22 protein-coding genes are annotated in these 24,966 nt (G+C 73.4%); 7 read left to right on the top strand and 15 right to left on the bottom strand.

All coding sequences use genetic code 11. The features are described from left to right. Nucleotides 1–16 precede the first annotated feature (16 nt). Complete coding sequence (locus tag AB0C62_RS02170) at nt 17–100, bottom strand: putative leader peptide (protein WP_350495123.1); 84 nt, start codon at nt 98–100, stop codon at nt 17–19. 122 nt (nt 101–222) lie between these two features. Here AB0C62_RS02170 and AB0C62_RS02165 point away from each other — a divergent pair, with 122 nt between their 5' ends. After that, nucleotides 223–645, top strand: a complete 423-nt coding sequence (locus AB0C62_RS02165) for a secondary thiamine-phosphate synthase enzyme YjbQ (RefSeq protein ID WP_362969176.1) — start codon at nt 223–225, stop codon at nt 643–645. Between the two features lie 107 nt (nt 646–752). Here the strand turns inward: AB0C62_RS02165 and AB0C62_RS02160 are convergent, their stop codons facing one another. From AB0C62_RS02160 to AB0C62_RS02145, 4 genes are all read right to left on the bottom strand, one after another. Beyond that, nucleotides 753–1,976 carry an MFS transporter gene (locus AB0C62_RS02160; protein ID WP_362969175.1) on the bottom strand — a complete coding sequence of 408 codons (1,224 nt, stop codon included), beginning with the start codon at nt 1,974–1,976 and terminating at the stop codon, nt 753–755. A 183-nt stretch (nt 1,977–2,159) separates the two neighbouring features. Next, nucleotides 2,160–2,642 (bottom strand): carboxymuconolactone decarboxylase family protein, encoded by a 483-nt coding sequence (locus tag AB0C62_RS02155; RefSeq protein WP_362969174.1) that lies wholly within the window; start codon nt 2,640–2,642, stop codon nt 2,160–2,162. Between the two features lie 229 nt (nt 2,643–2,871). After that, nucleotides 2,872–4,611 (bottom strand): SpoIIE family protein phosphatase, encoded by a 1,740-nt coding sequence (locus tag AB0C62_RS02150; protein WP_362969459.1) that lies wholly within the window; start codon nt 4,609–4,611, stop codon nt 2,872–2,874. A gap of 181 nt (nt 4,612–4,792) precedes the next feature. Next, nucleotides 4,793–5,473 (bottom strand): class I SAM-dependent methyltransferase, encoded by a 681-nt coding sequence (locus AB0C62_RS02145; protein WP_362969173.1) that lies wholly within the window; start codon nt 5,471–5,473, stop codon nt 4,793–4,795. Between the two features lie 323 nt (nt 5,474–5,796). Here AB0C62_RS02145 and AB0C62_RS02140 point away from each other — a divergent pair, with 323 nt between their 5' ends. After that, nucleotides 5,797–6,861 carry an NAD(+)/NADH kinase gene (locus tag AB0C62_RS02140; protein ID WP_362969172.1) on the top strand — a complete coding sequence of 355 codons (1,065 nt, stop codon included), beginning with the start codon at nt 5,797–5,799 and terminating at the stop codon, nt 6,859–6,861. A 160-nt stretch (nt 6,862–7,021) separates the two neighbouring features. Continuing rightward, complete coding sequence (locus tag AB0C62_RS02135; protein WP_362969171.1) at nt 7,022–7,651, top strand: dihydrofolate reductase family protein; 630 nt, start codon at nt 7,022–7,024, stop codon at nt 7,649–7,651. 159 nt (nt 7,652–7,810) lie between these two features. Here the strand turns inward: AB0C62_RS02135 and AB0C62_RS02130 are convergent, their stop codons facing one another. Both AB0C62_RS02130 and AB0C62_RS02125 read right to left on the bottom strand, forming a co-directional pair. Further along, nucleotides 7,811–8,506 (bottom strand): HAD-IA family hydrolase, encoded by a 696-nt coding sequence (locus AB0C62_RS02130; protein WP_362969170.1) that lies wholly within the window; start codon nt 8,504–8,506, stop codon nt 7,811–7,813. A gap of 50 nt (nt 8,507–8,556) precedes the next feature. Next, entirely contained in the window at nt 8,557–9,033 is a 477-nt protein-coding gene (locus AB0C62_RS02125; RefSeq protein WP_362969169.1) for an Lrp/AsnC family transcriptional regulator, read from the bottom strand. Between the two features lie 240 nt (nt 9,034–9,273). Here AB0C62_RS02125 and AB0C62_RS02120 point away from each other — a divergent pair, with 240 nt between their 5' ends. The 3 genes from AB0C62_RS02120 to AB0C62_RS02110 all read left to right on the top strand — a co-directional run bounded on the left by AB0C62_RS02120 (nt 9,274) and on the right by AB0C62_RS02110 (nt 13,902). After that, nucleotides 9,274–10,761: an FUSC family protein gene (locus AB0C62_RS02120; RefSeq protein WP_362969458.1), complete on the top strand. Its 1,488-nt coding sequence runs from the start codon at nt 9,274–9,276 to the stop codon at nt 10,759–10,761. A gap of 773 nt (nt 10,762–11,534) precedes the next feature. Next, complete coding sequence (locus AB0C62_RS02115; protein WP_362969457.1) at nt 11,535–12,602, top strand: nitric oxide synthase oxygenase; 1,068 nt, start codon at nt 11,535–11,537, stop codon at nt 12,600–12,602. Nucleotides 12,603–12,855: 253 nt separating this feature from the next. Then, nucleotides 12,856–13,902, top strand: coding sequence for a lactonase family protein (locus tag AB0C62_RS02110; protein WP_362969168.1), 1,047 nt, complete (start codon nt 12,856–12,858; stop codon nt 13,900–13,902). A gap of 196 nt (nt 13,903–14,098) precedes the next feature. On the opposite strand, the gene AB0C62_RS02105 is transcribed toward AB0C62_RS02110, so the two are convergent. From AB0C62_RS02105 to AB0C62_RS02090, 4 genes are all read right to left on the bottom strand, one after another. Then, nucleotides 14,099–15,019 (bottom strand): hypothetical protein, encoded by a 921-nt coding sequence (locus AB0C62_RS02105; RefSeq protein ID WP_362969167.1) that lies wholly within the window; start codon nt 15,017–15,019, stop codon nt 14,099–14,101. A 129-nt stretch (nt 15,020–15,148) separates the two neighbouring features. Continuing rightward, complete coding sequence (locus AB0C62_RS02100) at nt 15,149–16,246, bottom strand: BadF/BadG/BcrA/BcrD ATPase family protein (RefSeq protein WP_362969166.1); 1,098 nt, start codon at nt 16,244–16,246, stop codon at nt 15,149–15,151. Then, nucleotides 16,243–16,920, bottom strand: a complete 678-nt coding sequence (locus AB0C62_RS02095) for a uracil-DNA glycosylase (RefSeq protein ID WP_362969165.1) — start codon at nt 16,918–16,920, stop codon at nt 16,243–16,245. Before AB0C62_RS02095 ends, AB0C62_RS02100 begins: the two co-directional genes overlap by 4 nt. 153 nt (nt 16,921–17,073) lie before the next feature. Continuing rightward, nucleotides 17,074–18,159: an exo-alpha-sialidase gene (locus tag AB0C62_RS02090; RefSeq protein WP_362969164.1), complete on the bottom strand. Its 1,086-nt coding sequence runs from the start codon at nt 18,157–18,159 to the stop codon at nt 17,074–17,076. Between the two features lie 273 nt (nt 18,160–18,432). Here AB0C62_RS02090 and AB0C62_RS02085 point away from each other — a divergent pair, with 273 nt between their 5' ends. Further along, nucleotides 18,433–19,011 (top strand): hypothetical protein, encoded by a 579-nt coding sequence (locus AB0C62_RS02085; protein ID WP_362969163.1) that lies wholly within the window; start codon nt 18,433–18,435, stop codon nt 19,009–19,011. 197 nt (nt 19,012–19,208) lie between these two features. Here the strand turns inward: AB0C62_RS02085 and AB0C62_RS02080 are convergent, their stop codons facing one another. The 4 genes from AB0C62_RS02080 to AB0C62_RS02065 form a co-directional block, all read right to left on the bottom strand. Further along, entirely contained in the window at nt 19,209–21,284 is a 2,076-nt protein-coding gene (locus AB0C62_RS02080) for a HEAT repeat domain-containing protein (RefSeq protein ID WP_362969162.1), read from the bottom strand. A gap of 120 nt (nt 21,285–21,404) precedes the next feature. Continuing rightward, nucleotides 21,405–23,150 (bottom strand): phosphatidylglycerol lysyltransferase domain-containing protein, encoded by a 1,746-nt coding sequence (locus tag AB0C62_RS02075; RefSeq protein ID WP_362969456.1) that lies wholly within the window; start codon nt 23,148–23,150, stop codon nt 21,405–21,407. Between the two features lie 209 nt (nt 23,151–23,359). Continuing rightward, a complete protein-coding gene (locus tag AB0C62_RS02070) occupies nt 23,360–23,662 on the bottom strand; it encodes a hypothetical protein (RefSeq protein WP_362969161.1) in 303 nt (100 codons plus the stop codon). A 178-nt stretch (nt 23,663–23,840) separates the two neighbouring features. After that, nucleotides 23,841–24,920 carry an NADH:flavin oxidoreductase/NADH oxidase gene (locus AB0C62_RS02065; RefSeq protein WP_362969160.1) on the bottom strand — a complete coding sequence of 360 codons (1,080 nt, stop codon included), beginning with the start codon at nt 24,918–24,920 and terminating at the stop codon, nt 23,841–23,843. Nucleotides 24,921–24,966 lie beyond the last annotated feature (46 nt).

Here is a 24,966-nt window from a genome sequence, read left to right as displayed (position 1 = left end):
CGGGGAGAGAAGGGCGTCAGCAGCCGCGGCGACACGCGGCGGAGGCCACCCGCAGCAGGTCGATGTGACCGCGCGTGGTGAGCAGAACTGAACGCAACATGCGGCAGAAAGTAGCCAGCTTGTGCGTGTTCGGTCAACGGTGTCTCGCGGAATGGACCGTCCGTATCACCGTTCGGGCAGTCGGCCGGGTGCGGAGTCCGACGTATGGGAGAGGATTGGAACATGTCCGATGCCTTCACCACGCACGTCCTGAACGTGTCCTCCGGATCGTCCGAGACGGTCGTCGACCTGACCCGTGACTGCGAGGCCTTCCTCCGTGAGGTCGCGGCGGGCCGCGACGGTCTCCTGAACGTCTTCGTGCCCCACGCCACCGCCGGGATCGCCATCATCGAGACCGGCGCGGGCAGCGACGACGACCTCCTCGCCGCGCTGCACGCCCTGCTTCCCGCCGACGACCGCTGGCAGCACCGCCACGGCAGTCCAGGCCACGGCCGCGACCACGTCCTCCCGGCGATCGTCCCGCCGCACGCCACGCTGCCGGTGGTGGACGGGAGTCTGGAGCTGGGGACGTGGCAGTCGGTGTGTCTCGTCGACACGAACAAGGACAACCCGAACCGTCAGGTCCGGCTGAGCTTCCTCGGCTGAGACGCCCCGGGCCGTACTTCCCGGAACGCGTCGGAGCCGGCAGCCCCAGGGGCCGCCGGCTCCGACACATGCTGTCGCGGGCGTATATGACGCCGCGTCATGCTCGCTCAGCCCGCCGTGCGGTGGCCGCGCTCGGTGGTCCAGTAGAGGAGTGCGAGGAGCGGAAGCGCCGCACCCAGGAGCGTCAGGGCCGTCCAGCCGCCGGCGTGGTAGACCATCGAGCCGAGCTGCGAACCGAGTGCGCCTCCCACGAAGAACGTCGCGATGAAGGCGCTGTTGAGCCGGGCCCGCGCGTCCGCGTCGAGCTGGTAGATGGTGTGCTGGCCGAGGATCAGCGTGGTCTGCACGGCCATGTCGACCAGGACCGCCGCCACGGCGATCAGGACGACGCTGTGGCCGCCGAAGCCCGCGACCGCGAAGGCCAGCGCGGCGACCACGAAGGCGGCCCCCGTCATCGGACGGACCAGCCCTCGGTCGGCCCACCGGCCCGCGAACGGGGCGACGGCCGCGCCCGCGGCACCGACCAGCGCGAACACCCCCACGCCGACGGGGGAGTAGTGGAAGCGGGGACCGGTCAGCACGAAGGAGACCGTCGTCCAGAAGGCGCTGAACGCTCCGAACATCGCCGCCTGGTACAGCCCCCGGCGCAGCAGCACCGGGTGGGTGCGCACCAGACGGAGCGTGGAGCGCAGGACGTGGTGGTAGGGGATCGTCGTGGTCGGGGCGTGCTCGGGCAGGGCGACACGCAGCGCCACGGCCAACAGGGCCATCAGGACGGCTGAACCGAGGAAGACGACCCGCCACCCGGCCACGTCAGAGACGAGGCTGCTCAAGGTACGGGAGAGCAGGATGCCGGTGAGCAGACCGCTCATCACCCGGCCGACGACGCGGCCGCGGGCGTGGTCGGGCGCGAGGCTCGCGGCGAAGGGCACCAGGATCTGGGCGACGACCGAGGTGGCTCCGCTGACCAGCGAGGCGATCAGCAGCATGGGGAAGCTGGTCGCGAGCCCCGCCGCCACCAGCGCCAGCGTGGTGACCGTGAGCAGCGCCGTGATCAGGTTCCGCTTCTCCAGCCGGTCGCCGAGCGGGACCAGGAAGAGCATGCCGAGGACGTAGCCGACCTGCGTGAGCGTGATGAGCGCTCCCGCCGTCGAGGTGCCGATGTGGAAGACGTCGCTCAGCGAGGAGAGCAGGGGCTGGGCGTAGTAGAGGTTGGCGACCGTCATCCCGGAGGCGACGGCCAGCAGCGCGATCAGCCAGCCGGGCACACCGGAGGCGGCCTGTGCCGTTCCGGAGCGGCGGGTGGTCCGGACGTCGGACGATGCGGACATGTGCACCTTCTCGAAAGGCGGGCCGGGGAAGCCCGGCTCGGGTGGGAACGCTGTGCGGTGACGGCATCCCCTTCGAAGCCGTCACAGGACACCAGCGCCCGGCCGCCGCTCGATCTTCCTCACCGGATGCGATGGTTCGGGATGTCAGTCATCTCGATCGGAGATGAGCGCTGCCGCGCGCCGTCAGGGGGCGGGGCGCACCGGATGCCGGCTCAGGACGGACACCCGGTTGAAGGCGTTGATGGTGATCGCCACCCAGATCACCGCGGAGATCTCGTCGTCCGACAGGACGCGTCGGGCGGCGGCGTAGGCCGTGTCCTGCGCGGCGCCGTTCGCGGGTTCGGTGGTCGCCTCGGCCAGGGCGAGCGCCGCACGCTCCCGTTCCGTGAAGAGCTCGGTGTCGCGCCACGCGGCCAGAACGCCGAGCCGCCGGGTCGTGTCGCCGGCCCGCAGCGCCGCCCGGGTGTGCACGTCCAGGCAGAAGGCGCAGCGGTTGATCTGGGACACCCGGAGGTTGACCAGTTCCACGAGGACGCGGTCCAGGCCCGCTTCGGCGGCGACGCCCCGGACGGCCTCGGACGTCTCGACCAGCGCGTGATAGGCCTTCGGACTCTGCTTGTCGACGAAGACCCGCCGGTCCGTCGCTTCGGCTGCCCTGTCGCTCACCCTCGACTCCTTCGTGGACCGTGCCCGGCCCCGCTGGGCTCCACCGGCACGTTGGCGATCATTGTCCTACGATCCCCACACGACGATCCGGCGGCCCCTGACGAGCCTGCCGCGGCCGGACCTGGGCAGGACACGCGGCCGCTGCGGCGCCCGCGTCGGACGGCGGTGCGAGCCGTGGCCGGAGCAGGAGGTCACCCGCTCACCTCCGTGAACGCGTCCGCCCGCGCGGCTACTTCGCCGGGATCTTCTGCTCGAACCAGACGACCTTGCCGCTGCTCAGCCGCGTCGCGCCCCACCGCAGGGCGAGCTGGTCGACCAGGAACAGACCGCGGCCGCACTCGGCGCCCGGCGCCGCCTCCCGCATCCGGGGCACCAGCGGCGAGTCGTCGGTCACCTCGCAGCGCAGCACCTCGGTGCGCAGCAGCCGCAGCGAGATCGGCCGCGAGGCGAAGCGCACGGCGTTCGTCACGACCTCGCTGACCATCAGCTCCGTCTGGTCCAGCAGGGCGTCCAGACCCCAGCGGCGCAGGGCCCTGCGGATCAGCCGGCGTGCCTGGCCCGCGGTCATCGGATGAGGGGCCAGGTACCAGTACGCGACGCTGTCCGGCGGGAAGCCCTCGAACCGGGCGGTGAGCAGGGCGATGTCGTCGTCCCGGGTGCCCGGACCGAGCGTGCCGAGGACGTGGTCGCAGAGTGTCTCCAGTGAGGCGGGCCCCGCGACGGTGGACTGCAGGCGGAGCCGCAGCTCCTCCACGCCGCTCCCCACGTCGGTGGTCCGCGACTCGACCAGCCCGTCCGTGTACAGCACCAGGGTCGCCCCGGTGGGCGCGGCCATCTCCACCGACTCGAAGACGACACCGCCGACCCCGATCGGGGCGCCGGGCGGGACGTCCAGCACCTGGGCGCGGCCGTCCTCGTGCAGCAGCACGGCGGGCGGGTGACCGGCGTTCGCCATCAGCAGGCGGTGCGATATCGGGTCGTAGATGGCGTAGAGGCAGGTCGCCATGTGGTCGCTGCCGAGACGCTGGGCCTGTTCGTCGAGATGGTGCAGCACCTCGTGGGGCGGCAGGTCGAGACCGGCGAGGGTCTGCACGATGGTGCGCAGCTGTCCCATGATCGCGGCGGACGTCATGGAGTGCCCCATGACGTCGCCGACGACGAGTGCGACCCGGTTGCCGGGCAGCGGGATCGCGTCGTACCAGTCGCCGCCGACCTGGGCGGTCTTTGAGGCGGGCAGATAGCGGCTGGCCAGGCGTACGCCGGTGGGTTCGGGCAGCGACGACGGGAGCATGGTGTGCTGCAGCGTGTCCGCCACGGCGGCCTCGTGGCCGTACATGACCGCCTTCTGCACCCCGAGCGCGGTGTGGGTGGCCAGCTGCGAGGCGACGAGCAGGTCGTCGCCGGTGAACGCCGGGCGGTCCGCGCACCGGAGCAGCACGACGGTGCCCATGACGTGATGGCTGCCGTGCAGCGGGGCGATGATCAGGCGGTGGCCCGGCGGCAGCGCGCTCGACGCGTCCCCGTCGGACGCGAGCAGCTCGGCGACGGCGGACGCGTTCCCCGGTGCGTCGCCGAAGGCGGGACGCCCGTCCAGCAAGAGTTCCGCGAGACGCCCGCCGCCGGCCGGCTCCACACGCTCGGCGATCTCGGGGAGCACGGGTCCCGGGGATCCATCGGCGGCCGGAGGCACCGGCACGCTCCCGGTGACCGGCGCGTCCGGGGCCTCGCCGTCGTGCAGACGCAGCACGACGGGTGCCGCCGGCCGTTCCGCCCCTACCGGCAGCGGGTCGTCGAGATGGATGTGGATGGCGTCGGCGAACGCGGGGACGGCGGCCCGTCGCAACTCCCGGAGCGTCTCGTCCAGGTCCATTCCGCGGGCGATCCGCCGTGTCGCGACGTCGAGATACCGCAGGCGGTCGGTCTGCGGCAGGCCGTCCTCGGTCACCGTGGCGAGCGGGCCGGTCGTCAGGCCGGGCGGACCGGTCACGGCGACAGGCGCGTCGGCCGCCGCCACGGCAGGAGCGACGGTCACCGCGGCGGAGGAGGAAAGGCCGTGCGGCAGGGGAGTGCCCTCATGGGCGATGTGGTGCTCGGTCACGCGTTCTGTCCCGTCCGGTGGGTGGCGCGGTCCGCGGCTCGGACCGGCCTCCTCAGTCAGTCCGCCGGCAGCAGAGGAAGACCTGCTCCTCCGGCGGGACGTCGGCCACCGAGGGGGCGTAGGTGTACGAGGTCTCGTCGACGATCTCGAAACCCGCCGCCTCGACGACCTTGTGCAGGTCCTCCCGCAGATAGCCGGACACCCGGATCGTGTTCCCCAGGAAAGGGATCGCGAAGTTGTCCACGTCGGCCTCGACCATCGAGAGGACGAACAGCCCCCCGGGGACGAGCAGATGGCGGATGGTCCGCAGCGCGAGGGGGATCTCGGCGCGGGGCAGCATCAGCAGCGAGAAGAAGGCGGCGACACCGTCGAAGCGGCCGAGGTCGCGGGGGCCGCCCGGCCGCAGGTCCGCGATGTCGGCCTGATGGAACGTGCCCTCGGGGACGGACTCGCCCGCGAGTTTCACCATGCCGGGGGACAGGTCGATGCCCGTGACGTCGAGGCCGGCGTCCGACAGCTGGCGCGCGGTCGGCAGCCCCGTGCCGCATCCCAGGTCCAGCACCCGCGACCCCGCGTCGAGCGACTCGACCAGCCAGGTGCCGGCTGCGACCTGGCCCTCCTTGTGCGGGAAGGCCTCGTCGTAGCGGTCGCCGATGGCGTCGAACGCATTCGCCTGACCGGTGCGATCGAGCCGCATGCTCTCGTAATCAGTCCCGTGATTGCTGTTGATCACGAAAGTACCTTCCAAGGGGTCGATCGAGTGATTGCGCTATCCGACCGAAAGTGGCCGTGACGAGATCTCCGAGCCGAATCTGTCGCTCAGGAGACGTCAATTCGGAACGATAGTCGTTCAATGTTCGGTCGGATGCCAGAGTGGCTGAAGTTGACCGCCGGTCAACGAAGTTGAGATCGGCGCGCACGGTCAGCCCCGGTGCGCGCCCGCCTTCGGGCGCCGCATTCCGTGCCGGGTTCCCGAATCCCCCGCGCGCCGCCTCCCCGTACCGGAATGCGTAATTCGTGGAAAGATCGTGTTCACTCCCGGACCCGGAGGTTGTTGTGGCCGTACACCGCGTCGGACTGGTCGTCCACCAGGGACGGGCGGCGGCCGACGACGCCGCGCGCGCCGTGCACGACTGGTGCGAGGCGCGCGGCATCCGGTGCACCGAGATCGACGTGTGGGCCAAGGACCACCAGCGCCGAGGCGGCCGTGCGGAGGCCGAGGCGGCCGGAAACCCGGACCTCGTCGTCACGCTGGGTGGTGACGGCACCTTCCTCCGCGGTGCACGGATCGCCCTCAAGAGCGACGCCAGTGTGCTGGGCGTCGACCTCGGCAAGGTCGGATTCCTCACCGAGGTGCCCGCGGCCGACGTCACCGAGGCGCTGGACTCCGTCCACGACGGTCACGCGGTGGTCGAGGAGCGCATGACCCTGACCATGCGCGCGTCCAGGGCCCTGGAGATCCCCGAGGGCATGGAGTCCCTGCTCCACTACGGGCGTGGTCCCGCGCTGCCGCCGCCCCGGATCCGGCCCGAGACGACCGAGGGGGACGGCTGGGGCGTCGCCCTGGACGTCATGGCCCTGAACGACGTCGTCCTGGAGAAGCTGGCCCGGGACCGTCAGGTCAGCGTCGGTGTCTACGTGGCGGGAAGGCGGCTGGCCTCCTACTCCGCGGACGCCTTCGCCGTCGCCACGCCCACGGGTTCGACGGCGTACAGCTTCGCCGCCGGCGGTCCGGTGCTCTCCCCGCACATGGACGCGGTGGTCTTCACGCCGATCGCTCCCCACATGACCTTCAACCGCAGCGTGGTGGCCGCGCCGGACGAGCCCGTCGCCCTGCGCGTACTGCCCCACTCGGGCCAGGCCGCCGTCAGCATCGACGGCCAGCTGCGGGGCGTGGTCGACCCGGGCGACTGGATCGGGGTCTTCCGGGCTCCGCAGCGGGTCCGCCTCATCCGGCTGCGGCCGACCGACTTCTACGGCCGGCTGCGGGAGCGGTTCCGGCTGACCGACGCGCCGGCCACCGCGGCCGACGCGGAAGCCGCTCCGTTCTTCCGCCCCGACACCCCCATCCCGCCGGACCTCGCCGGGCTCCGCCTGCCGCCTCCCTCGGCGGCGCGCTGACAGGGAAGCCGCGCACCGCCGGGCCGGACCCGGTGATCGCCGCGCGCACGGCGGGCCGGGCACGGTCGATCGAGAACTTTCCGCATCCGACCGTCGATCCGGACGCGTCCCGTTCGACGCCCGGGTGAGAGCGGGGAACGGCCAACCTTGGGAGCACGACATGGCGAAGCTGCGCGTACACGACATCACCGTCTCGCTGGACGGTTACGCCGCCGGTCCCCACCAGCGGCTGGAGCACCCCCTCGGCGAGGGCTTCGACGGGATGCACGAATGGATGTTCGCCGCGATGCGCGATCTGGCGGACGGCAAGGGCGGTGTCGACGTCGAGTACGTGGCACGCGGAGAGGAGAACATCGGGGCGACCATCATGGGCCGCAACATGTTCGGGCCCCGGCGCGGGCCCTGGGAGGACGAGTCCTGGACGGGCTGGTGGGGTCCCAACCCGCCGTACCACCACGACGTCTTCGTGCACACGCATCACCTGCGGCCCTCCGTCACGATGGAGGGCGGGACGACCTTCCACTTCACCGACGAGCCCGTCGAGACGGTGCTCGCCCGCGCGGTCGAGGCGGCGGCGGGCAAGGACGTCCGGATCGGTGGCGGTCCGTCCACCGTCCAGCAGTACCTGCGTGCCGGTCTCATCGACGAGATGCATCTCGCCGTCGTCCCACGGCTGCTGGGCGGCGGCGAGCGCCTGCTCGACGACCTCGGCGACGGCGTCGACGGCTACCGGGTCGCCGAACTCGTCAGTTCGCCCACCGCCACGCACGCCGTGCTCGTCCGTCGCTGACCTGTCCACGGACGAGACTTCCGGTGGGGGCTCGGCGGCGCGGGTGTGCGGGCGCCGACACTGCCGGAACCGACCGCGCGGGCACCGACCCTGCGCGGACGCCGACGGGTGCGGGCGGCGGAGAACCCCTCCCGGGGCCCGGACGGCCGGCCCACCCGTTCAGGACCGCCCGGCCTCGCCCGCGAGCCAGTCGTACACCGCGCGTGCCGTGAACTCGCTCTGACCGCCGCGGAAGAGGAGGCCGGCCTCGGCGAAGGCGGGGTCGTCGGCCTGCGCGGCGACGTAGGGAACGGCGACGCAGCGCATACCGGCCGCGTGTGCCGCGGTGGCCCCGGGTGCCGCGTCCTCCAGGACCACGCAGCCGGACGGATCGGCGCCGAGCCGGCGTGCCGCCTCCAGGAAGACGTCGGGAGCGGGCTTGCCGTGTGCGACCTCGTCGGCCGAGACGACGGTCGTCATGCGGGAGGCCAGTCCCGTCCCGGTGAGGATGGCCTCGATCGCCTCGGGTGAGGAACCCGAGGCCACGGCCATCGGGACGCCCTCGGCGCCGAGCAGTTCCACGAACCTGCGCATCTCCGGGTAGACGTGCGTGGAGGCGCGCGCCAGCTCCAGATAGCGGCGGTTCTTCTCGGCGAGCAGGCCGTCGAGCGGTGCCGTGAGTCCGTAGCGGTCCTTCCAGAGCGCCAGGGTCTCCTGGGTGCTGATACCGACGTACCGCTCGTGGTCGGCCCAGGTGAAGTCCGTGACGCCCTGCCCGGCGAGGGTCTGGCGCCCGGCTTCGAAGTAGTTCGGTTCGCTGTCCACGAGCGTTCCGTCGAGATCGAAGATGACCGAGATCCTGCCGAGAGTGCTCATACGGTCCAGAATGCCAACCGCCCGCAGGACGTCCCGGCCGCCCTGTCGCCTCAGCCCTTGGACGCTCGCCCGATCGACTCCACCAACGGCAGCAGCCGGTGCGGGACGCGCTCGCGCAGCGCCACCTCGGTACGGGTGCGGACCACGCCGGGCAGGCTGATCAACGCCTGGATCACGTCCTCCAGGTGGGCGTTGTCGCGGGCGGCGACACGCGTGATCAGATCGCCGCCACCGGTGATCGAGAACGCCTCGATGATCTCCGGCACGGCGGCGAGGGCATCGCCCACGTCGTCGAGATGCCCCTGCGTGACCTCGATGTGCACGAACGCGAGCACCGGGTGACCGAGCGCCGCGGGCGAGAGCGCCGGCGCGGTCCCGGTGATCACCCCGTCCCGCTCCAGCCGGTCCAGGCGGGCCTGGAGGGTTCCGCGGGCGACGCCGAGGATGCGGGCGTACTCGCGCACGCTGGTGCGCGGCTGTTCCAGCAGCAGGCGCAGGATGCGCGTGTCCAGTTCGTCCACGGCCATGGTCCGTTGGCCTCCCTGTGGCCGACAATGATCAGCCATGACTGTACCAATGGCTCAGCCCAAGGCGAGCCGGTTGAGCCACTCGCGGGCGCCTGCTTACCTTGTGTGTATTCATGGCGCTGCGCAGCGCCGGACGGCAAGGTCGCCGTACCGGACCCGCGGCGCCTTTCGTATGCGCGGACGCGCATACCGAACCGTGCAGAAGTGCGAAGTGGGGGCGGGCAGCCGACGGTGAAGAAGATGTTCATGGCTCCGGACCCGGGACTGTTCCGGCTGCGGATCTCGCTCCGGGCGGTCTTCGGGATCGGCTTGGCGGTGACCCTGTGCGAGCTGGCCGGGCTCTCGCTCCCCGCGTCCATCACCGGCGGACTCGCGGCGCTCCTCGCCCTGTTCACCGTCGGTGACCCGACGGTCCGTGGGCAGGCGGGCACGACCGCTCTGCTCCCGGTCGTCGGCCTGCCGGTCCTCGCGCTCGCCACCGCCCTGCACGGCGTGCCGACGCTGCGCGACGCGAGCTGGCTCGCCGTCGTCTTCGTCGGGGTCCACGCCCGCCGCTGGGGGCCGCGCGGACACGCGCTCGGCATCTTCGCGTTCATGATGTTCTTCGCCACCCAGTTCCTGCACGCCGTGCCCGGCCAGCTCCCGCAGCTGTACGCGGCCGTCGTGCTGTCGCTCGCGGCGTCCTCGGCGGTGCGCTTCGGCGCCTGGTGCGTGGAGCGGCGCACCCCCCTGCCCGCGGCGCCGACGCCGCTGGACGGACGCGGCCTCGCCCGCCCCGCCACCCGCCAGGCCTTCCAGGCGACCGCGGCCTGCGCCTTCGCACTCGTCGCCGGCCAGTTGCTCTCGCACGACCGCTGGTACTGGGCCGTCGGCACCGCCTGGTGGATCTTCGTGAACACGGCCTCGCGCGGTGAGACGCTGGTCCGCGGCTTCCGGCGGGTCCTCGGCACGGTCGCCGGGATCGGGGCCGGACTCCTGGTCGCCGTACCGCTGCACGGCGCGCCGGCGCCCACCGCCGCGCTCGTCGCCGTGTGCGTCTTCGGGATCTTCTACACGGCGCCGCTGTCGTACAGCTGGATGATGTTCTTCGTCACCGTCATGGCCGGCCTGCTGTACGGCCTGCTCGGTGTGCTCCACCCGGGCCTGCTCGGGCTCCGGTTCGCCGAGACCGCCGTCGGCGCGCTCGGCGCGGCCCTCGCGGTGGCGTTCGTCCTGCCGATCACGACCCACGCCGTGACCGACCGGTGGATCGAGCGGGCCCTGCACGCCGTGCACGGGTGCACCGCGGCGGCGGCCCGGCGCCTGGCGGGCGACGCGCAGGCCGACCCCGCGCCGCGTGCGGGGGAGCTCGAAGCACTCCTGGGGCGCGTGCGGATGTCCCTCGCGCCCCTCGTTCACCCCCTCAACCCGATGCGCGAACGCAGGGCACGGGCCCGTGCGGTGCTCGCCCTGCTCGACGACTGCGCCCGCGAGGTACGCGGTCTCGCCGCCGTCGCGGCCGATCCGGACGCGTCCCACGACGCCCGCCTCACGGCGGCCTGCCGACGGGTCGAGATCGCGATGGAGTCCCTGGTCGGCGCGGTGCCGGGAGGCGTTCTGGACGCCCACCACGGCGCTCCCGGACACCACCCCGGGGCCGAGCAGGCGCTCGCCCATCTCCACGGCCTGGAGCGGGCGCTCGTCGACCTGGCGACGCCGTTGCGGGGCTCCCGGCTTGTCGGCGCCTGACACCCCCTCGCCCGGCGCCTCCTCGCGTTCTGTCCCGTTTCGGTGGACACCGATGCCCGGAATGGGGCAGATTTACCGGCCACGTACAGGGTGGATCAGCACACCCGCCGGGTAACTCCGCGGCCATCGGACGGACACCGCGGGCCGTGCCGGAGCGGCCCGCGGGCGGATCTCTTGGGGGCGGCACCATGCGCGACTTCCCGCGCGGGACCAGACACGAAGAGCGCGGCACGGACGGCCCGATCGGTCCGGGCACCGGTGGCAGGGACGAAACGAGGGGTACGGGCGCCGGCGGCTCGGTGGGCGCTCCGGACGCCACGGACGGGCCGGCACCGGCACACGGCGGCGAGGGGCCGGGCGGCTGGCTGGAACGGCTCCGGTACGGCGACGAGCCCGGAGCCCCCGCGGACGCGCCACATGCGGAAGGCGCCTCCGTGTCCGTCGTCCCGCTCGACGCCCGCCGCCCCGGCGCGGCCACCGGGACCCGCACCCTGCACGCGCGGCTCGACGCCATGGCCCGGCTGCTGACCGGCCCGGTCACCGTGCCGCCCACACCGCTCCCGGGACTCCGGGGGCGTCCAGTCTCCGGAGGCCCCGCGCATGAGGCCCGGAGCTGTCCCGTCGCCGAGGGCGGCCGGACCGTCCCGGGTGCGCGCACGGACACGTACCGCACCGATCCGGCACCGACTTCCGCACCCGCTCCCGACCTTGTCCAGCAGCGGCCGGAGCCCGGCTTCCACGAGCTGCTCCGCGCCGCCGCCGAGTTCGTCGTCCTGCACCACGCCGAGGAGCGCCTCGGCGATCCGGCCGGTCGTCTCGCCGCCGTCCGCGCGGAGATCGCGGACTCGGGGACCTACCGGCACACCACGAGCGAACTCGTCTTCGGCGCGCGGGTCGCCTGGCGCAACGCCAACCGCTGCATCGGCCGGCTGTACTGGAACTCGCTGACCGTGCGCGACCGCAGGGACGTGCGGGACGCGCAGGGGGTCGCCGAGGAGTGCGCGGAGCACCTGCGCGAAGCCACCCGCGACGGCCGCATCCGGGCGCTCATCACCGTCTTCGCGCCCGAGGCGCCGGACCGGCCCGCCCCCAGGATCTGGAACGAACAGCTCGTCCGGTACGCCGGCTACCCGCGCCCCGACGGCGGGGTGACCGGCGACCCGCGCAACACCGGTCTCACGGACGCCGCCCGCCGGCTCGGCTGGCCCGGCGGCCCCGGTACCCCCTTCGACGTCCTGCCGTTGCTGGTTCAGGAGCCCGGCGCCCGGCCGCGCTGGTTCGAGCTCCCCGAGGACGCGGTCCTCGAAGTCGAGCTGACGCACCCGGAGCACGCCTGGTGGCGCTCGCTCGGTCTGCGTTGGCACGCGGTGCCCGCCCTCTCCGACATGTGCCTGGAGATCGGTGGCATCTGCTACCCCGCCGCGCCCTTCAACGGCTGGTACATGGGCACCGAGATCGGCGCCCGCAACCTCGCCGACACCGACCGGTACGACCTGCTGCCCGTCGTCGCCGAGCGCCTCGGCCTCGACACCCGGACCGACCGCTCCCTGTGGAAGGACCGCGCCCTGGTCGAGCTGAACCGTTCCGTCCTGCACTCCTTCGACCGCGCCGGCGTCACCGTCACCGACCACCACACCGAGTCCCGGCGCTTCCTCACCCACCTGGGCCGCGAGGAACGCAAGGGCCGCCAGGTGGGCGCCGACTGGTCGTGGATCGTGCCGCCGATCTCCGCCAGCGCCACGCCGGTCTTCCACCGCACCTACGAGACGGTCGAACGGAACCCGGCCTACGTCCACCACCCGGAAGCGCTCGAACGGGCCCGGGGAGCGGGCGACTTGTGAGGCGGCAGGTGTGGGGCGCCTCGGAATCGGGTGGGCCCGGACACCGCCGGTCCGCACGGAGACGAACGGCGCCGCCGGCCGCGGGGGCGCCGTCCCGACCCGTTTCCCGCGTGCGAGCCCGACCCGTTTCCCGCATGCGCACCGGCAGGACACCGGGCGTCCGGGAGCGCCCGTACAGCGGCCCTGGTCTAGACCGCGGGACCCCGGCTGCTACCGTCGCCCCCCGAGCAGGCGGGACCGAGAGGGGACAGCGGTGACAGGCGGCGGCAGGCGGCAACAGAGGGCGTACATCGGCTCGTTCACGGCGGCGGGAGGTCTCGGTGTCCTCACCGCGGCCGTGGACCCGGACAACGGCGCGCTGACCGTCCTGAGCGCGGTCGACGGCGTTCCCGACCCCTCGTACCTGGCGGTGTCCCCCGCGGGGGACCACCTGTACGCCGTCAGCGAGACGGCCGAGGGCGCCGTGGCGGCCTACCGCGTGCACGCCGACAAACCGGAGCTGACCGGCCCACCGACCCGGATCGGCGGCAGCGGCCCCACGTACCTGAGCCTCTTCGACGGACACGTGCTGACCGCCAACTACGGCTCCGGCAGCGTCTCCGTCGTGCCCGTCCGCCCCGGCGGCGGCCTCGCCGGGTCCGCCTCCAGCGTGCTCCGCCACACCGGTTCGGGACCGTACGCGCCGCGCCAGCAGGGCCCGCACGCCCACCAGGTGCAGCCCGACCCCACCGGCCGCTGGGCGGTGAGTGTCGACCTCGGCACGGACTCCGTCCGCGTGTGCGCCCTCGACGGCGGGGAACTCACGGTGCACCGCGAGATCGCCCTGCGCCCCGGCTCCGGGCCGCGCCACCTCGCGTTCCACCCGGGCGGCGAACACGCCTACGTCCTCAACGAACTCGCCCCGACCGTCACCGTCTGCCGCTGGGACGCCGCCGAGGGCTCGCTGCGTCCGGTCGGCGAGACGCCGGTGCTGTCCGGTGTCCCGGACGGTGATGCGTTCCCGTCGGGCATCGCCGTCTCGCCCGACGGCCGCTTCGTGTGGACCGCCACACGCGGCCAGGACGTCCTCTCCGTCCTCACGCCCGACGCGGTGGGCGAGGGGCTCCGACTGGTCGCCACGGTGCCCTGTGGCGGCGTCTGGCCCCGCGCGCTGACCGTCGACCCCTCGGGCCGCTTCCTGTACGCCGCGAACGAGCGCTCCGGCGACGTGACCTGGTTCGTCGTCGACCCGGACACGGGCGTCCCGCGCCGCGGCGGCTCGGTCGAGGCGCCCGCCGCGTCCTGCGTGGTCTTCGGCTGAGCGACCGCGTCGGCACGGGGCGGCCTGCGGGACGCGGGGTGCCGGACACGGCCACCGACAGGACCCACGGCACCCCGGGCCCGACGACGCCAAGGCGCCCCATGGACACGGGAAGGGCCCGCTCCTGGCACAGGAGCGGGCCCTTCGCCGCACGAGCCGGACGGGCCGTACGAGGACCTACGGGTGGGGCGCCGGGTCAGCGGACCGGCGCGCCCTGGGTCTGCGGCGGCGCGATACCCAGCGCCGACGTGTACTGGGCCAGCGCGAGCTTGCCGATCGCCGGGTACGGGCCGAGGGCCTCGGCGGCGTGGCAGCCGGCCTCCTTGGCCGCCGCTTCGAGCAGCCCCGGGTCGAGCTCAGGACCGATCAGGTACGGGGCCAGCGCGAGCTGCTGCGAACCCGAGTTGCGCAGCTCCTCGGCGATGGCCGCGATCGAGCCCTCCTCGTCGAGCGCAGCCGCCATCACGGGCACCGCGAGCCGCGCGGCGAGCAGCATGCCGGTGATGCCGGCCGCCTGAACGGCCTCCTCGCCGCCCACCGCGGCGAGCACGATGCCGTCCGCGGCGGTCGCCACGGTGAACAGGCGGGCGCGGTCGGCGCGGGCCAGGCCGGCCTCGGAGAGCCGCACGTGCAGCGCCTCGGCGAGCAGCGGGTGCGGGCCGAGGACATCGGTCAGTTCGGCCGCGACACGACTCTCCATGACCGCCTGGCGGACGCGGCGCAGCAGCGCGTTGTCCGGACCGGCGAGCAGCGGTACGACGATGGCGACCGGCCCGTCGGGCTCGGCCACGTCGGAACCGGCGGCACGGGCCTGCTCGAAGCGCGCGGAGCGCTCCTCGGAGGCGTGGACCAGCACGGACTGCAGCGAGGGGAACTCGTCGTCCCCGTCCAGGTACCCGATACGGGCGTCGAGGCCGGGAAGCTCGGAGCGCGCGATGCTCACGACCTCCTCGGCGAGGCTGCGCGTGGCGGCGCTGGGGGTGCCCGGCACCGCGAGGAGGAGCGCGGGCGCGCCCTCGGGAGCCGCCAGGGGCTCCGGGCGGCGGTGCCGCCCGGGCTGGCGGGGTCGCGGCATTCGTACTGGCAGGCCGGACGCGGGCCCAGTGGGGGAGCTCATGGCGCCGCATGTTACTGGCTTCCGGGGTTCCCCTGTTCGGGGAGGGTGCAGGTGAGCGGTATCCGTCCGCTTTTGTCTGATGAGTTACGTACCGATCAGAAGTGATCGGTACTCATCCCCTTGTCGGGCCTACGCCGAATTCAGAGCATCGATTTCCGGATAGGGCTTTTCAGCCACCACGTACAACATCCGGTCGTCCCGGGGGAGCGCGAGCCTGCCGTCCGCCAGGTCGACGGCGATCCGGAGCGCCCCGCCGAGCGGGTCGCCCGCGGCGGGCACCAGTCGCGCGTGCGGCACCCGTGCGGCCAACTCCTCGCGCAGCGGCGCGAGAAGCGGCTCGCCCATCCCGAACAGACCTCCGGTGAGCGCGAGGAGCGGCTCGCCGCCGGCCGGGCAGGCGGCCGCAGCCGACTCGGCCATGTGCCGTGCGGCGGACCGCAGGATGTCCGCGGCGACCGGGTCGATCCCGGCTCGGGCGGCGACCTGCGGTGCGAAGGAGGCGAGCACGGCGGGCCGGTCGGTGCGCGGGTACAGACGGCCCGGCAGCTCAGGCATCGGCCCGAACATCTCCTCGGCCCCGGCCAGCAGCTCCGTCGAACCGCCCTGCCGTCCGTCGAAGGCCCGCAGAGCCGCTTCCAGGCCCGCTCGCCCGATCCAGGCGCCTCCGCCGCAGTCGCCGAGCAGATGCCCCCAGCCGTCGGCTCTGCGCCACGACGTGAGGTCGGTCCCGATCGCGATCATGCCGGTGCCCGCGGCGATCACCGCACCGGCCCGCGGACCGAGCGCGCCGGTGTACGCGGTCACCGCGTCGGCCACCAACGCGAGCCGCCTTGCACCGAGTTCATGCTCCAGCGCGGCAGGCAGCTCGTCCCGCAGTTCGTCACCGAGCGTCGCCAGGCCCGCCGCGCCGACGGCCACGGCCCCGAGTCGCCCTGCACCCGCCTCGTCCATCAACCGGCGCGCCATCGGCAGCAGTTGCTCCAGCAGATGGCCGGCCGAGATCCCCCGCGGCCCGGTGCGCACCGGTGCCCCGGAGGTCAGGGGCTCACTCAGCGCGATCGGCGGAGCGGTCGTGAGCCCTGCTTGACCTGCGCCGATCCCGGGGTCGTACACCGTCCCGTGCGCCGCGAGGACCGCGCGCAGCCCGGAACCCCCCGAGTCCACGGCCAGTACGACGGCACGGCCCGCAGCGCCCTGCCGCGACTCGCGTCCACCGCCGGAGGTCACGGCAGACGCCAGTCCACCGGCTGGGCTCCCTGCCGGACCAGCAGGTCGTTGGCACGGCTGAAGGGACGCGACCCGAAGAAGCCGCGGTCGGCCGACATGGGCGAGGGGTGCGAGGACTCCACCGAGGGCAGATCACCCAGCAGAGGGCGGAGGTTGCGGGCGTCGCGGCCCCACAGGACCGACACCAGCGGGCGCCCGCGGGCGGCCAGCGCCCGGATCGCCTGCTCGGTGACCTCCTCCCAGCCCTTGCCGCGGTGGGCGGCCGGGCTGCGGGGGGCCGTGGTGAGCGCCCTGTTGAGCAACAGCACGCCCTGCCGCGTCCACGGGGTGAGGTCGCCGTTGGACGGCTGGGGGAGCCCCAGGTCGGTGGTCAGCTCGCGGTAGATGTTGATCAGGCTCGGCGGGAGCGGACGTACGTCGGGAGCCACCGAGAACGACAGGCCCACCGCGTGTCCCGGTGTCGGGTACGGGTCCTGCCCGACGATGAGGACGCGCACCTCGTCGAAGGGCTGCTGGAACGCCCTCAGGACGTTCGCGCCGGCCGGTAGATAGGTGCGTCCCGCGGCGATCTCCGCGCGCAGGAAGTCGCCCATCTCGGCGATCCGTCCGGCGACGGGTTCGAGGGCCTTCGCCCAGCCCGGTTCGACGATTTCGTGCAACGGTCGTGGTGCCACGGCGTCACCCTACTGCCGTAACCGCGACGGAGATCAACCGGTGCCGTCGGCCGATCACGGATGACCGTTTCGCCGCGACATCGGACCCTCGCCCGACAAGGTGCCCTTCCCCGTGGGGCGTTGTCGTCCCCCGGAGCCGGGGACCTTCCGACGTCAGGCCATGACCGCCGCGCGGACGCACAGGACGTCCGGCAGGTGCGAGATGAGCTGCTCCCAGGAGTCGCCGTCGTCCGCGGACGCGTAGACCTCGCCGTTGCGATTGCCGAAGTACACGCCGGCCGGGTCGGCGTCGTCCGTGCACAGGGCGTCGCGCAGCACCGTGCCGTAGTGGTCCTCCGTGGGCAGCCCCGCCGTGAGCGGCTCCCAGCTCCGCCCCGCGTCCGACGTCCGGAAGACGCGGCATCTCCGACCGGCCGGGACCCGGTCCGCGTCCGCGTTGATCGGGAAGACGTACGCCGTGTCGCCGCGGTGCGGATGGGCGGCCGCGGCGAATCCGAACGTCGACGGCAGGCCGGCGCCGATGTCGGTCCACCGCCCGCCCGCGTCGTCACTGCGGTACACGCCCCAGTGGTTCTGGAGGTAGAGGCGGTCGGGGTCCGCGGCGTCGCGCGCGACCTTGTGCACGCACTGCCCGAACTCGGGGTCCGGGTCCGGCAGGAAGACCGCGGAGACACCGGAGTTGGCGGGCTCCCAGCTCGCACCGCCGTCGCCGGTGCGGAACACGCCGGCGGTCGAGACGGCGACCGTCAGGGACTTCGGGTCGCGCTCGTCGGTCAGGATCGTGTGCAGCCCCTCACCACCGCCGCCGGGCACCCACCGGGAACGGGTCGGGTGCTCCCACAGCGGACGGACGAGCTCGAAGGACTCGCCCCGGTCCGTGGAGCGGTACAGCGCGGCCGGCTCCGTCCCCGCGTACACCACGTCGGGCTCGCCGGCCGCCGGATGCAGTTGCCACACCCGCTCCAGCGACGCCCCCGTCTCCTTGGGGAACCGCACCGCGGGGCGCGCCGGTTCGGTCCAGCTCAGGCCGAGATCGTCCGAGTGGAACACGGAGGGACCCCAGTGGGCACTGTCCCCGCCCGCCAGCAGCCGCGGACGGTCGCCCCGGGTGTCGATCGCCACCGAGTACACGGCCTGCGCGTTGAAGTACGGACTCTCGTCGAACGCCCAGACACCGGCGTGCCGCCGCCCGATGAAGAGGCCCTTTCGCGTGCCCACGGTGAGAAGTACGTCGACCATGTCCGGTCACCTCCGCGACCTCGTCGTCTGCGTTACGGGCCAGTCTGCACCGCGGCACCGACAACGACCCGCGACGCGCACGTCCGCGCTGGTCGGACGGGTCGCGTCGGCGTCCCGCGAAGGACCCCCGAGGCCGGTCCGGGGACGGCTCTCCGCGCGGCCCGACGGACCCGGGGCCGACGAGCGGACCCGAACGCGTGAGCATCGAGGGGAGCGGGCGCGTAAGGGAGGGAGATGTGGCGGGTCGGCGCGGTGGTGAGGAGGATGCCCTTGATGGCGGCATTCCGTGGTCCGAAGAGGTGGCTGTGGCGGTGGCGACGCAACCCGCTGCGGCGGCGCAGCGATGCCCTGGAGAGCTGGGTCCTCCTCGTCGCCTGGGTGTTCACCGTGTTCGGCGGAGTGGTCACCGGACTCGCGGCCACCCAGGCCGTCGAGGACGGTCTCGCCCGGCAGCGGGCGGCCTGGCACGCCGTGACCGCCCGGCTCACCGAGGACGTGCCGCCCGTGAGCGCGACCGAGTCCGGCGCTCGCGTCGTGTGGGCGCCGGCCCGCTGGACCACGGCGGACGGCGCGCTCCGTTCCGGGCAGGTCCGGGTCCACGCGGGCAGTGCGGCGGGTACCCCGGTGGCGGTGTGGACCGACCGCGAGGGCCGCCTCGTCAGCCGACCCGCCACGGTTGTCCAGGCCCGCGTCCGGGCCTCCTTGGTCGGCGGCCTGGTCGGCGTGAGCGCGGCAGGCATCCCCTTCGTCACCGGCCGCCTCGTCCGCACTCGCCTGGAACGGCGCCGCATGGACCAGTGGGACAGGGAATGGCAGCGGATCGGCCCCCTCTGGGGCCGCACGACGAGCTGACCGTCCCCGCCACGCCCTCCCGGGCTCCCCGCACCACGAAGACCCCGCGCCGACACTCCACGCACAGGCCTGCCGCTCCCCGGCATACGGCGCCCGCGGCGGCGCGGACCCGCGCGCAGTTGGGCCCGCCTGCAAGGCCGCCCCGCCGCCGCCGCGCACGCGGCCCACGGCCCGCCTCCGCCCGTCGAGGCCCCCACCTACGACCCCTCCAACACCGCCCGGCAGTCCCGCAGCAAGGTCTCGTCCTCCAGGACGTCGTGGCTGCCGTAGCCGCCGGAGCGGGCTCGGTGGCGGCGGGGGGTGGCCAGTTCCGTGGTGACCAGGTCGTGGGCCGGGATGCCGGCGTCACCCATGCGGACGAGGCAGGCGGTGATGGTGCCGCGGGCGTACGGGTTCTGGCGCCAGGCGTCGCGGAACACCGGCAGGACCGGCGTCGGATCGGCGGCGATGTCCCAGAAGGCGCAGGCCGCCGCCGTCCGCTCCCACAGGTCGGCGGAGTCCGTCAGGTCCCGCAGCCGGGGAAGCGCTGCCCTCGCGGCGGGGCCCATGCGGGCCAGGGCGGAGACGGCCGTCCGTGAGTCGCCCGCGGGTTCCGGGGTGGCCAGCGCTCGCAGCAGCGGTGGGAGGACGGTCTCCGCGTCACCCTCGACGGCCCAGAGCGCGGCGGCGGCGGCCACCGCGCTCTCGCCGCTCAGCAGCTCCCGCAGCGCGGGTATCGCCTCGCGCGCGGCCGGTCCGAACGCGATGAGGGTTTCGGTCAGCGCCCGCACGAGGGAGTCCCGCAGACGCAGGTCACGTGGGGTGCCGTGCAACAGCCGCAGCACCTCCGGGACGGCGTCGGCGTACCGCAGGGCGCCGAGGGCGGACAGCAGGGGAGCGGCCCGGCTGAACGTATCGGCGTCGTCGAGCGGGACGTCGGCCAGTCGCTCCCGCAGCAGCGGTGCCAGGGGGGCGCCGGCCGGGCCGAGGTGCCGGACGGTGTAACCGGTCTCGTTCGGAACGAACGGTTGCCGCAGGACCTCGGCGAGCGCCGGAACCGCGCGCGCGTCCCCCGTGCGGGCGAGCGCCCTGAGCGGGCCGCCCAGCGTGGCCCTGCCGCGCCCCCAGGAGTCAGGGTCCGACGCGACGAGGGCGGCGAGGCGGTCGGCCGCCGGTTCCGCCAGGATGAAGAGGAACTCCAGGACGGACACGGCTGCCTGCCGCAACTGCTCCTCGTCCGAGACCAGTTGCTCACCGATCAGCGCGACCGGCTCCGCGTAGGCGGCCCGCCATTCGCGGAACAGCCCCGCCGACATCCAGACGGCGTTGCACCGGTCGGCGGTGTCGGTGCTGCTCAACTGTCCCTTGAGCAGGGCGATCCGGTCTTCGGTTCGGGCGCCCAGCGCGGTGTGCAGCGTCCGGAGCAACTGGGCGCCCTCCTCGTCCGCCGGGCGCATGCGGCGCAGCCGGCCGAGGAGCGTGTCGGTGGACGTCCGGGTGGGCTCTCCCGACGGTCGGAAGTGCCGCGACCTGGTGTGGAGCAGCTCCACGACCGTGCTCACGAGGTCGGCCGGCAACCGGTCGGGGGCGCACAGGGCCAGCTGCCCGAGCGCGGCGAGCCGCAGCCCCGGTTCGTGAGGCGCGGCACAGAGCGAGGCCAGCAGGTCGACGGCCGGGGTGGAGAGGCCCGGGTGCAGCCGGGCGAACAGCCCGAGACCCTCGACCAGGGCGAGGCGGACGCCGTCGTCGTGTTCGTCCGTCAACTGCCCGATCAGCAGGGTCAGTACGCGGTCGGGTGCCCCGGAGAACCGCACGAGCGCCGTCGGCACGGCGCGCCGCACCTCGGGGTCCCGGTCCGTCATGAGATCCAGGAAGACCGCGGCGCCCGACCGGATCGCGACCCGCGCCACGGCGTAGTTGTCGTCGGCCCGATCCTCCGTGTCCGGGTCGGCCGGGTCTTCGCCCACGCGGGAACCGCCGGCCCCCTCGCCGCCGGCCTCCGCGGGCTCGTCGTCGACGTCCCCTCCGCCGATGCTGGCGAGCAACTCCACGATGCCGCCACGGTCCGGAAGCCCGGTGTGCCGGACGAGGGCGAAGAGGAAGGGGATGCACGCGAGCGTCGAGTCGTACACGTCGCCCTGGTGGTGCACCGCCCCGTACATCCCGTCCAGCGCCGCCTCACGCTCATGGGGGTGCTGCGAGGCCAGGCCCCGCAGCAGCTCCGGCACGTCCGCGGCGCTTCCGTAGGCATGCTCCATCGAGGCCCAGTCGACCTCGTCGATCCCCCTGAACACGGCGTCCTCCCCAGGCGTACGGCCAATGATCGCGAGTGTGCACCACGGCACTGACAGTGACGCCCGGGCGCCGCCACGTCGACCGTGACAACCCGGCCAACTCCCGCGATAAAGGCCGCTTTACGACGGTCGGCCGGGGCGTTCCGGGCGTCGCGCGGGGAATCGGGGGAGTGCGGGAGGAGCGAGGAAGCCCTCGGCGCGCGCCGCGGCGATGCCGATCCGGGGGAGATCGGCGCTCTTTCGGAAGAGCAGATAGCGCGGTTCCCAGACCGGCCGGTACTTGGCGTTGGCACGGTAGAGGGACTCGAGCTGCCACCAGCGCGAGAGGAACGTCAGCACCGAGCACCACAGACGCAGCACGGGCCCCGCGCCCAGCCGCGTCCCGCGCTCGAAGACGGACCGGAACATCGCGAAGTTCAAGGACACCCGGTCGACGCCGATCTCCTCGGCGCGCTGCAGGAGTTCGATCACCATGAACTCCATGAGCCCGTTGTCGGAGTTCCGGTCGCGGCGCATCAGGTCGAGGGACAGCCCCCGTACGCCCCACGGCACGAAGCTCAGAACGGCCCGGGGCACCCCGTTCCCGTCCCGGCACTCCAGCATCACGCACCGCCCGTCGGCCGCGTCCCCCAGCCGGCCGAGCGCCATCGAGAAGCCGCGCTCGGTCTCCCCGTCGCGCCAGTGGTCCGCCAGGTCGGTCAGGGCGGCCATCTCGTCGTCGGGGATGTCCTCGTGCCGCCGGACACGGACCGTGTGGCCGGCGCGCCGGACCCGGTTGTGCGCCTGCCGGACGCCCCGCATCGCGCGGCCCTCCAGGGTGAAGTCGGCGCGGTCGACGACGGCCTCGTCGCCGAGCTCCAGCGCGTCCAGGCCGTGCCGGGCGTACACGGTTCCGGCCTCCTCGCTCGCGCCCATCACCGCGGGCGTCCACGCGTGCCGACGCGCCTCCCGCAGCCACGCCTCGATCGCGCCCGGCCATGCCTCCGGGTCGCCGATCGGATCACCGGAGGCGAGGGTCACGCCGCCGACGACGCCGTACGCGATCGCCGCCTTGCCGCTCGGGGACCAGATGACCGCCTTGTCGCGACGCAGTGCGAAGTAGCCGAGCGAGTCCCGTTCCCCGTGCCGCGCCAGCAGCTCCCGCAGCCGCGTCTCGTCCTGCTCGCCGAGGAGTTCGAGCCCGCGCGGTGAGCGGAAGCAGGCGTAGAGCACCAGCAGGAAGGTGCCGGCCATGAGGACGTTGATCAGGACGTCCGCCCAGCGCGGGGCGGCGACGGTGTCGAAGCGGTCGGCGAGCGGGCCGACGCTGACGCCGCGCAGGAGGGTGTACGCGATGCGGTCGCTCAGCGGGGTGCCCGCGACACGGTTGGTGGCGCTCACGAGCGCGGTGCCGAGCGCGGCGCTGACGAGGAGCCCGCCGGCGCCGACGGCCAGCGCGAGTCGGGGGTTCGAGCGGTCCCCGACGGCGTGGAACTCCCTGCGGCCCAGCACCAGGGCCCCGACGAAGAGCGCGGTGAGCAGCACCGAGAGCCAGTTGAACCAGTGCTGCCGGTAGCGCTCCTGGCTCAGGGCCACCCCGTAGAGCACGAGGAGCGGTCCGGCCAGCAGCATGTTGAAGATCCACGCGGCGCGTTTGCGGCGCCGCATCACGAGCGCGAGGAAGAGGGCCAGCGCCGCCGAGACGAGACCGGCGGTGGCCAGGTACGGGGTGAAGTACTCGCCCGCGTTGTGCTCGTGGACCTCCTCGCCGAACGGCAGCGAGACCACCGCGACGACGTTGAGGAGCGCGAGCAGCCTCAGGTACCAGACGGTGGAGGCGGCGGCCCGCCGCCGGAGCCCGACGCCCGTGCGGCCGGGCGGGGTCACCCCCTGGCGCGCGCCGGTGTTCCGTTGTTCCTTGACGGGCGCTGACTGTTGTACGGACACCGTGGAGCATCACCTTGGGGAGCGGCCGGGCGAACCGGTGCGAGCAGAGGGCGGAACACTACATGGTGTAGGGAAGAGGCGGGTTGTCGCCACGTGGGAGAGGTTCGCGGGGGTAAGGGAGTGGTGTGAATCGCTCCGCCCGGCGTCCGTCAGTTGCGCCCGGGGTTCTTCAACTGCCCGCCCGGGCAGGGGTCTCCGCTCTCACCGAGGGGGCGGCCGCGTGTGGTGGCCCACCACAGGAGGTCGCCCAGCGCCGCACCCGCCGCGACGAGGGCCGTGATCACCCCGGCCATGGTCAGCCCGTCGCCCAGATGTGGGCGCCCGTGCAGGGCGTGCAGGTCGAATCCGCACAGGTGGTACACGCCCACCGCGGCGATCCCCAGACTCGGCACGAGCAGTGCCAGCACGGACGCCGGACCACGCCCCGTGCGTCCGGCGTCACGTTCCCTCACAGGCTCCCCCTGACGTACGACGCTTTCCCCGGGGGAACCTACAGCACGTAGGGTCGCCCCGGCGTGGCCTTGTTCCCATTGTGTTCCGCGGGTACCCGGCGTCGCGCCCGTCACACACCGGCGTGTCGGACGTGATGCCAACAAGCCGCGCGTCAGGGGGAGTTCGCGCCGGGCGGCGTCACACGGAGCGGTGGTACTGCTCCGGGACGTGGACCTCCGCGCCGAGTTCGCGTGCCGCGAGCCGCGCGAAGGACGGGTTGCGCAGCAGCTCACGGCCCAGCAGCACCGCGTCGGCCTCGCCGTTGGCGACGATCTTCTCGGCCTGCTCGACCCCGGTGATGAGGCCGACCGCCGCGACGGCGAGCGGCGTCTCCTTCTTCACCCGGGCGGCGAAGGGCACTTGGTAGCCGGGGCCGACAGGGATGCGGACGCCCGGCGCGTTCCCGCCCGTGGAGACGTCGAGCAGATCCACCCCGTGCTCGTGCAGCGTGCCCGCGAGGCGAACGGTGTCGTCCGCGCTCCAGCCGGCGTCCTCCAGCCAGTCCGTCGCCGAGATACGGAAGAAGAGCGGCTTGCCGTCCGGCCAGACCTCCCGCACGGCGTCCACGACCTCGAGCGCGAACCGGGTCCGGTTCTCGTACGAGCCGCCGTACGCGTCGGTGCGGTGGTTGGAGTGCGGGGAGAGGAACTCGTTGACGAGATAGCCGTGGGCGCCGTGGATCTCGACGATCTCGAAACCGGCGGCGAGGGCACGCCGGGCCGCGTCCGCGAACTGCCCGACGATCTCCCGGATCCCCTCGACCGTCAGCTCGTCCGGAACCGGATGCCCGTCGTCGAAGGGGAGGGGGCTCGGCGCGAGCGCCCGCCAGCCGTGGGCGTCCGGTCCGACCGGTGCGCCACCCTTCCAGGGCCGGTCGGTCGAGGCCTTGCGCCCGCCGTGCCCGAGCTGGATCGCGGGGACCGTGCCCTGGGCGGCGAGGAACCCCGTGATCCGGCGGAACGCCTCGACCTGGGTGTCGTTCCAGATGCCCAGGTCGTACGGGGAGATCCGGCCCTCGGGCGAGACGGCGGTCGCCTCGACGACGATCAGTCCCGTTCCGCCGGTGGCGCGCGCGGCGTAGTGGGCGAAGTGCCAGTCGTGCGGGGCGCCCACGGAGGGGCCTTCCGGGGCCGCCGAGTACTGGCACATCGGCGGCATCCAGACCCGGTTGGGGACGGTGACGTCGCGCAGGACGTAGGGCTCGAAGAGCGCGCTCACGGCGGACTCCATTCGTCGCGGGGCCGGTGTACGGCTCGTACGATAG

It is taken from the genome of Streptomyces sp. NPDC048643, from assembly GCF_040650615.1.
Taxonomy (GTDB): Bacteria; Actinomycetota; Actinomycetes; order Streptomycetales; family Streptomycetaceae; genus Streptomyces.
This window is presented reverse-complemented; position numbering and strand designations above follow the sequence as displayed.